Source organism: Desulfitibacter alkalitolerans DSM 16504 (assembly GCF_000620305.1).
GTDB classification, from domain to species: domain Bacteria; phylum Bacillota; class DSM-16504; order Desulfitibacterales; family Desulfitibacteraceae; genus Desulfitibacter; species Desulfitibacter alkalitolerans.
Genome location: NZ_KK211100.1, coordinates 472270 through 483597 on the forward strand (window position 1 = coordinate 472270; position 11328 = coordinate 483597).

Annotated in this window: 14 protein-coding genes and 1 pseudogene; 9 read left to right on the forward strand and 6 right to left on the reverse strand. The window is 35.0% G+C overall.

The features are described 5' to 3' along the window. Positions 1 to 269 precede the first annotated feature (269 nt). Genes K364_RS0108105 through K364_RS0108115 form a run of 3 tightly spaced genes read left to right on the forward strand, consistent with a single transcriptional unit; the run spans position 270 to position 3082 of the window. Positions 270 to 1955, forward strand: a complete 1686-nt coding sequence (locus K364_RS0108105; protein ID WP_028307624.1) for a DDE-type integrase/transposase/recombinase — start codon at positions 270 to 272, stop codon at positions 1953 to 1955. After that, entirely contained in the window at positions 1952 to 2809 is an 858-nt protein-coding gene (locus K364_RS0108110; protein WP_028307625.1) for an ExeA family protein, read from the forward strand. The genes K364_RS0108105 and K364_RS0108110 overlap by 4 nt, the downstream gene beginning before the upstream one ends. A 24-nt stretch (positions 2810 to 2833) precedes the next feature. Then, on the forward strand, positions 2834 to 3082 hold the full coding sequence (locus K364_RS0108115; protein WP_028307626.1) for a TIGR04540 family protein: 249 nt from the start codon (positions 2834 to 2836) through the stop codon (positions 3080 to 3082). Between the two features lie 959 nt (positions 3083 to 4041). On the opposite strand, the gene K364_RS25495 is transcribed toward K364_RS0108115, so the two are convergent. After that, positions 4042 to 4563, reverse strand: coding sequence for a thioredoxin family protein (locus K364_RS25495; protein WP_051533878.1), 522 nt, complete (start codon positions 4561 to 4563; stop codon positions 4042 to 4044). Between the two features lie 347 nt (positions 4564 to 4910). On the opposite strand from K364_RS25495, the pseudogene K364_RS27865 reads away from it, so the two are divergent. Next, positions 4911 to 5105, forward strand: a pseudogene (locus K364_RS27865) (IS110 family transposase); the annotation flags it as partial. A gap of 250 nt (positions 5106 to 5355) precedes the next feature. Here the strand turns inward: K364_RS27865 and K364_RS27870 are convergent. Then, on the reverse strand, positions 5356 to 5679 hold the full coding sequence (locus K364_RS27870; protein ID WP_084295609.1) for a DUF2599 domain-containing protein: 324 nt from the start codon (positions 5677 to 5679) through the stop codon (positions 5356 to 5358). A 181-nt stretch (positions 5680 to 5860) separates the two neighbouring features. Here K364_RS27870 and K364_RS27065 point away from each other — a divergent pair, with 181 nt between their 5' ends. From K364_RS27065 to K364_RS0108155, 5 genes are all read left to right on the forward strand, one after another. After that, positions 5861 to 6466 (forward strand): hypothetical protein, encoded by a 606-nt coding sequence (locus tag K364_RS27065; RefSeq protein ID WP_051533879.1) that lies wholly within the window; start codon positions 5861 to 5863, stop codon positions 6464 to 6466. Between the two features lie 157 nt (positions 6467 to 6623). Then, positions 6624 to 7973, forward strand: coding sequence for an IS481 family transposase (locus K364_RS0108140; RefSeq protein WP_028307628.1), 1350 nt, complete (start codon positions 6624 to 6626; stop codon positions 7971 to 7973). After that, complete coding sequence (locus K364_RS0108145) at positions 7973 to 8773, forward strand: ExeA family protein (RefSeq protein ID WP_028307629.1); 801 nt, start codon at positions 7973 to 7975, stop codon at positions 8771 to 8773. Before K364_RS0108140 ends, K364_RS0108145 begins: the two co-directional genes overlap by 1 nt. 14 nt (positions 8774 to 8787) lie before the next feature. Then, positions 8788 to 9072, forward strand: coding sequence for a TIGR04540 family protein (locus K364_RS0108150; RefSeq protein WP_028307630.1), 285 nt, complete (start codon positions 8788 to 8790; stop codon positions 9070 to 9072). A 30-nt stretch (positions 9073 to 9102) separates the two neighbouring features. Then, on the forward strand, positions 9103 to 9378 hold the full coding sequence (locus K364_RS0108155; RefSeq protein ID WP_028307631.1) for a hypothetical protein: 276 nt from the start codon (positions 9103 to 9105) through the stop codon (positions 9376 to 9378). A gap of 197 nt (positions 9379 to 9575) precedes the next feature. Here K364_RS0108155 and K364_RS0108160 read toward each other — a convergent pair whose 3' ends face one another. The 4 genes from K364_RS0108160 to K364_RS27070 all read right to left on the reverse strand — a co-directional run. Continuing rightward, on the reverse strand, positions 9576 to 9779 hold the full coding sequence (locus tag K364_RS0108160) for a hypothetical protein (protein WP_028307632.1): 204 nt from the start codon (positions 9777 to 9779) through the stop codon (positions 9576 to 9578). 366 nt (positions 9780 to 10145) lie between these two features. Then, positions 10146 to 10652, reverse strand: coding sequence for a hypothetical protein (locus K364_RS23245; RefSeq protein ID WP_051533880.1), 507 nt, complete (start codon positions 10650 to 10652; stop codon positions 10146 to 10148). A 13-nt stretch (positions 10653 to 10665) separates the two neighbouring features. Then, entirely contained in the window at positions 10666 to 11109 is a 444-nt protein-coding gene (locus tag K364_RS25500; protein WP_028307633.1) for a hypothetical protein, read from the reverse strand. Positions 11110 to 11127: 18 nt separating this feature from the next. Further along, a partial coding sequence (locus tag K364_RS27070) for a hypothetical protein (RefSeq protein ID WP_028307634.1) occupies positions 11128 to 11328 on the reverse strand: 201 nt, incomplete at its 5' end.

Consider the following 11328-nt stretch of genomic DNA (forward strand, 5'->3'; position numbering starts at 1 on the left):
CCAGCAGAGGTAAAGAATGCTTCTTAACTTCCAGTTAACAACAATAATGTAATGTAATAGTAGGTTAGTTTGCAAAACCATTCATATTTTCCTTGTAAGACTGTTCTAAACCCATCCCAAACTTGCTCTTTTTGTCCCTTATCTAGATTAATTCCCCACTGTTTTAGTACTTTTTCTTAATTATTTAGCCCAGCAAGAATTTCACGTATCACGCTCCTGTATTGATGTAAGATATCATACACTCAGAACAAAACCTGGAGGTGTTACAAATGGGGGAACTACCAATTAAGCGTGAAGATGCAGTTGCCTTTTTTAGATACCAGGTAATATCTGAGATGCTAGATGCAAAGCCTGGATTTATAGAAGCCACTGCTAAAAAACTTGCAAAGCAGCAGTTTCATGATGCTTTAAACAAACGCATAGTTACCTTTTGCGAAAGAACGATTTTTAAGTATTACTCAAATTACAAAAAGCATGGATTTGATGGCCTAAAGCCCAAGATTAGAAGTGATAAGGGTACTCACCCTGGGATTGATGAAAAAGTAATCACAGATATCCTTGAATTAAAAAAGGAGCTTCCCAGCAGATCTGCAGCAAAGATTATCACCATGCTTACCCTAGCAGGTAAATTAGAAGAAAACTCTCTACATGTAAGAACAGTAAACAGGATTCTTAATCAGTATGGGTATACCAGAGACAGTCTAACTAAAGACAAAAGGTTATACATAAAGCATGAAAAGGATAGATGTATTTGCGCCATGTGGCAGTCAGATGTCATGACAGCATTTTATATACCAGATGGTAACAATGGCAGAAAGCTCGCTTATCTTATTGGCATAATTGATGATCATAGTAGAAGGATCATGCACTCTGAGTTTTACTTAGACTCCAAATTACCAAGACTTGAAGACACATTGAAAAAAGCAGTGACAAAGTATGGTTCTAGTGATTCTCTTTATGTGGACAATGGAAAAATATTTATATCAGAACAGTTTAAGCTAATATGTGCAAGGCTTGGCATTAAGTTAAAGTTTGGAACCCCATACCACGCAGCTGGTCGTGGGAAAATTGAAAGATACTGGAAAACTGTACAAGATTGTTTTATACCAGAAGTCAAAAAGCAGCCTGTTAAGTCTCTATCAGAGCTTAATGATCTGTATTTTGCCTGGATGAAGGTTGAGTATGATGATAAGCTCCACTCGTCTATTGGTATGTCACCTAAAAAAAGGTGGGATGAGTCATTAAGTGCAGGCACTAAGCTTAGGTTCTTTTCACCTGTAGAGCTTGAAGAGATTTTTTTACATGCATCTAAGCGTGTTGTAAACAAGTATGGCGTTATTTCCTTTGAAGGTAATACCTATGAAGCTCCAGTTGAGCTTGTCAGTAAAGAGGTGCTTGTAAGGTATAACCCCTTCCACCTTGATTATCTGCATGTATATTACAGGGATAAATACTTTGGTGCTGCTAAGATTATTGATTTACAGACCAAAAGGCATAAAAGCGTTGGGACAATACCTGAAGAATCTGGCTATGAAAGCAAGATATCAAAGATGTATTTTGAAAACATTAAAAGCAATTACCAAAGGTATCTAGAAAAACAGCTAGAGTTTGATATTGATAAGGATGTTGTAGGTGAAAACAAAGAAGCCGCCGGCAGCCTCGAAGCTCACCCTATAAGGCCCCAAAAGGAAGTAAAAATCACTCTTAACAGAGATGAGTTTATTGATGTTGTCAAAAATGCTATTGGTATGACTGAGCTTACATTTGCTGAAAAGGGGAAACTTAATGAGCTTTGGGATACTTTTAAAGAGTTTAATAAAGAGATACTTATCTCTATACTTGATGATTTATCGAAAAAGACTAATGATTTTAACAGGAATTTTTTGTATTACATTGCTAGTATTCGTTCTAACTATCTTGAGAAACTAGCTGCAAATGAAAGGAGAAACTCATGAACAATATTTTAAAGTCAGTGTGTGAACATTTTAGCCTGGGGTCTATGCCGTTTTTACAAAGAACAAAGACTCCTTTTGAAAGTGATAGTTTTTTAAAAAACATGGCTCTTATTTCAGCAGCGTTTTTCTCAAGGCATTTAGTTGTTGTTACTGGTATGGCCGGTTCAGGTAAAAGCTCTCTTTTGTTTTATGCGCTAAATCAATTAGATCCATCTTCTTTTAGAGTTTGTCATGTGGAACTGTCAAATCCCAACAAAAAGGCTCTTTACAAGGCTATTGCCGTGAAGATGGGTCTTACCCCTGCTTTTAATGGTGATGATATTAAGCTGCAGATTATCAGCTTCTTTAACGAAGAGAATGAGCAGGGTAAGTTTAACTGCGTCATAATTGATGAGACACATACTCTTTCTATACCCATGATTGATGAACTTAGAAGCTTTTATGATGAGGGTGCTAATTTCTCTCTTGTTTTAGTAGGACTGCCGCCTCTTTTATCTAAAACCATGAACCTTTCTGTAAATCAACCCATGAAGCAAAGGATTAATCTGTGGGTTGAGCCTTTGCCTATGACCCCGGCAGAGTCCATGGAGTATATATTGTATCAGTTAGATGCTGCAAAAGCGAGAAACCCCATATTTGATGATAAGTGCTATCCTGTTATTCATCAGTTAAGCTCAGGACTACCTAGGCGCATGAACCAGTTATGCTATAGGGCTTTAATTCAGGCATATATTGATAAAAAGTCAATTATTACTGCAGATGACATAACCACTTTATGTGGTAAGGCTCCTCATATTTTTGATAAGGCTATACTTGCTGATGCTGATACAACTACAGTACAGTTCCAACAGTAAAGGTATGAAAACGAGGTGAAAGCTGTGACTATATTAAGAAACCCTACTACGGTTAAGCTGCTTGCTGCCCAGATAATATTAGCTTGTGATGAGTATATAGCAAAAAGACTGCCTGAAAAGCAGTTCAAAGAATTAATTGTTCATTATGCTTCTTGTCATGGGAAGAAGCTTTTTAGTACAAATGGGATTAATTCAACAGTTACTAGCCGGATAGGCAAAAAGAGACTTGAGCTTGTTAATATCATGCTTGAAGGTTTTCAGATTAGAATTTAATATTGGGGCCCACTGGCTGGGCCTGTTATTTTACTTGTTGTACTGCACTTTTTCTTGTCCTGCAGTTTATTTTGTCATACATATAGCTATGATGGTTTATGCTTTCTCCTGCAGGCTAGCTTGTCGAAGTCACTGCAGATTAGCCTGTCGCACTACAACACTCACCTTCTTATTTCATATTCTTTTAATGCAGTTTGTGGACAGTTTAAACCATCTGTTTTTGGTCAGTCAACGCTACAATAATAACAATACCATTTCATGATTTGATTACCTGTCACGTTCTGGAATACGTCAAAGCGGGCAGGAGTCTTGTTCCAAATCTCATTGCTAATAACAGAAATTTCCTCGAAGATAGCCTTCGAGGAAAAATAAATACCCGGTTAATAAAAAAAGTTCCATGTAATATTCTGTGAGTTAAGCTTTAGGACATGGTCTGACGTCCATTTGACATTTCCACATGCTCGTTGCCGACCTGAAGTACCTTTTCTAGTCACTATTCAAATTTTCTTCTTAATCACAGCCTTACTCATCTTTATCTTCATTCTTATATTTAATGATACGATTTAGAAGTATACATTGCAATATGAACAATATAATATAAATTAAACATAATGCTACAACTCTAGGAAGCCAAATTTTACTTTGTTCTGTTGATATATCAGATAAAACGCCCTGAAACATCATTGCACTTAAGAATGCTATCCCAATAAGTATACTAATAACTATGTCTAAAGGATGAACTGTTATGTTTAAAGAAGGATTATTCTTTATAGCTAAATAATTAGAAATCGTTTTAATACAGAGCAATAACATAATTATAAGTAGTATACAATATATAGTATATTCAAAATAAAAGTAATACATTAACTCTGAAAAAGAATCATATACGCCATCTAATAAAGAATACATTTTTAATCTCCTTATAATCGATTAAATTCAATATTCAAAAATGTTTAAATTTAATCCTTGTTTATAATTATTGAGTTAATAATCTCAGTTAAGGTTTCGACATTAAAATGTTCATTTAAACTATTTAAATTTACTTTATTAAGTTTTTGATTTTTATCATATATCAATAAAGCTGGAACTGTATCTATATTATAACATTCTCTAAAATTCTTAAGTTTCAAATTGGTTTCTGTGTCAGTACTATCCAAATAAAGTATTGTTATACCATTCGCTTCAGAAAATTCATGCAAAATTGGTACAAATTTTACACACCAAGGGCATGTAATTCTTCCCACATATAAATAAAAAATTTCATTATTACGCATTTTAGTATAAATTGAGTTGATATCAACTACTTCAAAATCTCGCACATAGATCTCATAAAGGGTAACTTTATCTATTTCTTCTTCATTTCCATAATTTGTTATGCTGAAATTTTCTATTATTTTATTATATTTTATAAACCCATAAATAACTAAAGATAATAATATAATTAATAACAAAATAAGAAAAATTATACTAGCTTTTTTCATAGTAATTCATCCTTGTATACTATGAGCAGCACCCGATTTGGACGTTAATTTCCAATTGAGAGTTGCTCATTTTTTAGTTTTTGTTCTTTAACAACTACAACAACAATTATTAGTCGCAGCAGGGCTTGTGGGTATGTGGGCAATGCTTTAGCATTGCCAAGCTCATGTGGACTTGTGGACAGCTGCTATGCATATGTCCGCAAGTCCACATGAGCGGCATATCGTCTTTGGGAAAATATAGCCAAAGGTGTCTACCAAGGGAATGTTCCATTCTACAAAGGCTTACTCGGGGGTTATTAGAACAATCCAGGAACAATTGCAGTCTTTGAAAAAGGCTATTGAGGATCATTGTAGCGGCAAGCAGTGTTCGGGTGCACGACCCTGTTTTTGCCGAGTATTATGCTATGAAAAAAGCGGAACCTAAGCAGTATGCTCATAAGCGTGCCCTTGCTCTTACTGCCCGTAAACTGGTACGGTTAGTCTTTTTTCTGCTGAAGTCTAACCAACTCTACCAACTTAAAAGGGGGGATATCAACAATTAATTTATATTAAAACAAAGCTTTGAACTCTTCCGCCCATTTATTGTAATATTTGTAATAAATATTCTCGTAATAGAGTTGAGCTTGTTTAGTGTTGCTTTTTTTAGGCAAACACCCTTTTGTGCAGCGAATTCTTTGAAAAATTTCCAATTACCTACTTGACATCATACCTCTGTTAATTTTTTAAAAAAAAGATTCTATAATTAGACTTTATAAAAATATTTGGATCTTTATTAAAAGATATTTTGACTAGTTAGTTACATGTGAAAGGATTATAACTTGTTTTCCATGGTTCAATATTCCATGGGGTTTTTATTGAACCAGCTAGATTAGCATGACACCAAAACTGACCTCTCATTGAACTTGTATTATCCCATTCATCATTACATTCATGCCAAATTAGTATATGTTGCCATGCATATTCAATGTCAACTCCTCCTCTTGGCCAAGGTAAATTTACTGGGTAAATACTTAGAGAGACGCCATCCGATCTTGTTATCCAATATGATTTTGAGAAATAGTCGTAATAACTAGTGCCACCCGTTGAACGAGTAAATTTTATATCTGTATCTACAATCTTTTGTAATACGCGTTCCCCTTCTTGTAGATGAGCAAATTAATAAAGGTGAAACCGCCTAAAATTATCACATTAGAATAGATGACAAGGAATCATAATCCTACTGGAATGTGCAAAGATATTTTCACTTTACAGTAGGATTAATATTTGTAAAATAATTTGCATAGGGAGTGTGATAACTATGCAGATATATTTTACAGTAAAAGTAAGTATCAAAGAATATATAGAAAAAGGGCGAGCCTATCCTTTTCCAGAGCCACCCCTTAGAAGATGCCATAACCATAAGTGTAGTAAGATAGTCCAGTATAAGAAACATGGGTTTTATGAAAGGCATTTAATTACAGCATTCTTCAAAGATAAGATCAGCATTAGACGATGTATCTGTCCACTTTGTGGATATACAATATCTTACCTGCCAGACTTTTGCCTTCCGAGATTTATCCATACCCTAAAAGATATTTTTACATATATGTATAAAACCCTCTGCAGCAAAGAAACACTTAAGGCTTGCCTAGAGAAGCTAAATGATAGAGGGGACTTAAGTATCTCAAGGCAGCTAATATATCATTACAAGAAAAGACTTATGGATAACATACAGCTAATACAAATGGGGCTGAGGCAAATAAATTCAGGTATTACCTTGCCAGAGTATAAGCTGCCTAAAATAAAAAGAGTAAAGATGTTATTGGGTTTAATAAAGAATGAGCTTGGCGGCTTCCATTCATTCTCACGAAATTTTCATGAGAAAACCAATAAAACAATCCTTACTCTATGCAAATTATTATAGCATTAAACAAAGAAAAATTTAAGATAGTTAGATTAAAATACCTTCCAACACTTCATTTTCCTATGCCTAAGAGTTTCTAGCTGATACTATTAATCTTAAGAAAAAGCCTTGACCGGTCACGGCTTCCTAAGACTAATTTAAGGAGGCCAAAAAGAATATGTTTGATGAGAACACTAGAAATGCAATAGCTTTAAAAAGATTTTCATTAATTAGCCCAATACTAAATGGACAAGTAAGAAACAATACAGCGTATTATTGTGAGATTACCCAAAAGCCCATTGAAATGCCCTACTATGGATTTAGAAAATATGCACCTAAAACCATAGAAACCTGGTACTGTGAGTATATGCGTGGTGGGCTTGATGCATTAAAACCAAAGCCTCGGGGAGATAAAGGCAGCAGCCGTGTAATTGATGAACAACTAGGAGAAATGGTTCTTGAAAAGAAAAGGATGTATCCGAAAGCCCCTGTTACTGTTATTTATGAGATGCTCATTAAAGAAGGTGTAATAGATGCAGCTAGTATTTCTCTTACTACAGTATACAGATACCTGAAAAAAACACGGGTTAAAAATGCACTCCTACCTGGTGAAGAAGAAAAGGATATGAAAAGATTCTCTCATCAGTACATAAATGAATTATGGCAGACAGATGTTATGTATGGCCCATACATCAAGGATGGGAATAAAAAGTATAAAACCTACCTTTTTGCATACTTAGATGATGCATCTAGACTCATTAGTCATGCCCAGTTCTACTTTGCCCAAAACTTTGATGTGCTTAGGCACTCTTTTAAGGAAGCCGTCTTAAAAAGGGGTATCCCCAACCTCATATACACAGATAACGGCAAGATCTATAGATCTCAGCAATTTGAACTTATTTGTGCAGGCCTTGGTTGTACCCTCATCCACTCAAAGCCTTATGAGCCAAATGGTCGAGGCAAAATTGAGAGGTTCTTTTTAACAGTAAGAAAAAGGTTTCTATCAGCAATAGATCCTACTGCTGTTAAGAGTATTGATGAGTTTAACAGTATGTTTTTTAAGTGGCTAGATGAGGATTATCAGAAAAAGCCCCATGCTTCCTTAGATGGAATAGCACCTCTAGATTACTTTATGGGGCAAGTCCACAGGCTTAATCTAAATTTAAACCCAAAAGAGATTGAGGAGAAGTTTCTAGTCAAACAGAAAAGAAAAATTGGCCATGATGGAACCTTTAGTATAGATAGGTTGTTGTACGAGACTAAAACAAAATTTGCAGGCTTAACTGTTGAAGTACGATACGACCCAGCATGGCTTACAATACCTTTTACGCCAATTCTCATATATATTGATGACAAAAAGGTTGGTGAGGCCTTACAGGTTAATTTCCATGATAATGCTCATATGAGACGCAGAGGCAGATCTCCTGCTAATTCTAATGATGTAGCTGCTAACATTACACTTTCGCCTTCTGAGGAAAAACCTTCTCAGACAATTTCTTTTGCCTGGATGATGAAGGAGGTAGAGTGATGTTTACCCAGTTTTTTGGCTTAAAGTATAATCCTTTTAGCAAGGAGCTTGATATTAATGATGCTTATGAAAGCAGCGATATTTTGGAACTAAACTCAAGGCTTAAATATATGCAATCTTCCAGGGGCATATTTTTGCTCATAGGAGAACCTGGTACTGGTAAGTCTACTGCTTTAAGAAGATTTACTTCTAATCTTAATCCTGGGTTGTACAAGCCCTGTTATTTTACTTTATCTACTGTTACTGTAATGGATTTTTACAGAGGCCTTTTAATTGCTTTAGGTGAAACTCCTTCGCATAAGAAGGTGACAATGTTTCATCAAATACAAGAGGCTATTTGTTCTTACTACTATGATCAAAAGATTACTCCTGTAATTATGTTAGATGAAGTACAGTTAGTGTCAAATAGTATACTTGAGGATCTTAGGCTCCTGTTTAGTTTTAAGATGGACTCCCAGAACCCTTTCATGCTGATACTGTCAGGACAACCGCAGATTAGAAGCAAGCTTAGTCTTTCTGTCAATGCTCCTCTTAAACAAAGGATAACCATTAAACATATTATGCAGGGTCTTAAGAAGGAGGAATTAGAACAGTATCTTACAAGCAGACTTAAGATTGCTGGGCTATCTGATAATATTTTTACATCCTCAGCCCTTGAGGCTATTTATTCTATTTCTAAAGGCATACCACGTTTAGTGAATAACCTTGCTACTGCTAGTCTGATGTATGCATGTTCTAAGAAAACACACCAGATAGATGAGGAAACTGTTTATCAGGGTCAAAAGGATTTTGATATGTAGGAGGAGGATCAATAATGGTACAAAAACAAGCTCATAAGTACGATATTGGTATTCTTAAAAACCCTACTACTGTTAAATTACTAGCCAAGGAACTTATTCTTGCTAGTGATCTCTATATTGCTAAACAGTTAGATGAAAAACACTACCGTGAGCTAATCCTCTATTTTGCTAAGTTTCATGGTAAGAAACTATTTTATGCAAGTGGTAGTTTAAATCCCACAGTCAAAAACCGCATCGGCAGCAAACGGTGCGGTCTTGTGGAGTTAATGCTTGAGGGTTATCAGCCCTCTATGTTTTAACTTTTAGATGAAAACCCAGGAGGATAATTAATGCACAATATTCCTATTGATAAAGAACCAATGTATGATGATTGGACCCTTGAGTTAATTGACACACAGCAGGTTGAAGAGTTAATTACAGCCCTTATTAAGTATTGCGTAAGGCTGGAAAAACAGGTTGTTAATCTACGCTGCAGGGTAAATCGTTTAACTCCCAATAATCAGCCCAAACCTTATCCAGAACTTCATAGTAACATTTATCAGGTGTTTTATGGCTACGAAGCATATTCTAAGTTTGAGCATCTTTTCAAACCATACGATTTGTAACAAGGGCAGGTATTCCTGCTCTTTTTCTATACCTTTTGTGGTAAGATTATCATAAGTAATTTGCTTGTACAAACCATATTTTGTAAGCAAATTAAACGTAATCCTAATGCAATTTGATAATATGTTGGTGTCTATCCTATGATAATTTGAAAAAGACACCCTAATTCTGGTAATTACTCCTGAATTAATCTGATATTTTAAGCTGCTTTAATTTGAAAATTGACACCTTCTTCAATCAACTTAATTTGTGCATCTATATCATTGTTTTCTATAGCTAGACGATATTCTTCTTGAAGTTGTTTGTGATAGATAAGAAGTTCGTCAATATCTGTAGATTCACCAAGCACAGTAGCAGTAAAGCATAATACTATAATAATGGTTAAGCATATTGTTTTTTTCATTATAAATATCCCCCTTATAAAAAAATATAGTATCCAACACGGAATTCAAAATAACCATTTCATGCTAAACTCATGAACACCACTCCCCTAACCTTTAATCTCTCCTTTACTTCAGGCCGGGGAAGATTTTATCAAACCTAACCTTTGCCTTTGGTAAAGGAGGGTGTACTCCCGGGCAAATGGGACTTTGCAGGTTACCACTAATTTGCCTGGGAATTATTTTTGCTACTCTATTTGGGTTAACTGGATTATGTTACTATATTTTATATTTTTCAACGGGTAATGTCTATTTAGCCGTTTTACGTGTCTATTTAGCCACTTTTTGGATGCGAAATTCACATTACCGCTATTTTTTAAACCTCATACTTAGTTAACTTCATCTGCTGTAATTAAATTAATCTCTTCTATATCGATTGCATACTTTATGAATTTTCCTATTATAGTTTTGCCATCAGAAGCATATAGCGGAATTACTCGATGATCTTTACCAGCATTTGCTTTCTGCATGGCAAGTGCCTCTTCAGGATTTTTGGGTACTTCTCCATATGAATCGGTAGCATAAATATAACCTATTGTACCATCAACGCCTTTTGCAAGAATTAAGTCTGGCTCAGTTTCAAAAGAAACTGCAAAAAGAGAGGAACCATAAGTCTGTCCATACTTATTAACCTTGTATACTTTAGAAGGATCAAAGTTTTCTTCAGTTATTATCTCTTTAGATTTGGCACAGATAAGCTGGCCTTTTTCGTTTATTTCGTAGTTTTTTTGAAAAAACACATCATGTTCCATAGCATAGCCAATGCTAAAAAAACCTAACATGGTACCTAAAAAAATAGCAAAAGCTATCAACGCAATGTTTATTCTTTTATTCATTATTTTTTCACCTCTAGTTAATGTTTAAACTTGGACTTCTATAAGTTGAATGTTGAGTGTACCCATTTCCGTTGTATGCCCTGGTTAATCCATGACTGTAATAAGCACCTTTTTGTGTATATGTAGGTGCCGGGGCCTCTAATCCAACTGCAGGACTGTTATTATATACCCAAGCTAAGGGCTCAGATACAACAACTCCGTTATCATTATATAATCGTGGGAATACTCCCATATAGCCAGAAGGTAGGTTGACGTTATCTACGTGCATTATAATTGTTCTTGCTTGCAAACCATTATTCCAAGTAAGGCGTAAAGAAGATTGGTTATGGTAGTCTATACTATAGACAGTAAAATATCTTTTGGGTCCTTCTGTTCCTGAAGCAAAAGTTACCATAAAACTTGTTGAAACAATAAAAGCTGCAACAAAATATACTAAAAAAAAATTAATTCTTCTCATTTTTAATGCTCCTTTCATTTAATTTAATGTCAAAATATCTAATTTAAAACTTAAATAGATATTTACCCTCATAAGCATCACTCCCCTAACCTGTAATCTCTTCTTTACTTCAGGCTGGGGAAGATTTAAAATAATATCAAACCTAACCTTTGCCTTTGGTAAAGGAGGGTGTACTCCCGGGCAAATGGGACTTTGCAGGTTACCACTAATTTGCCTGGG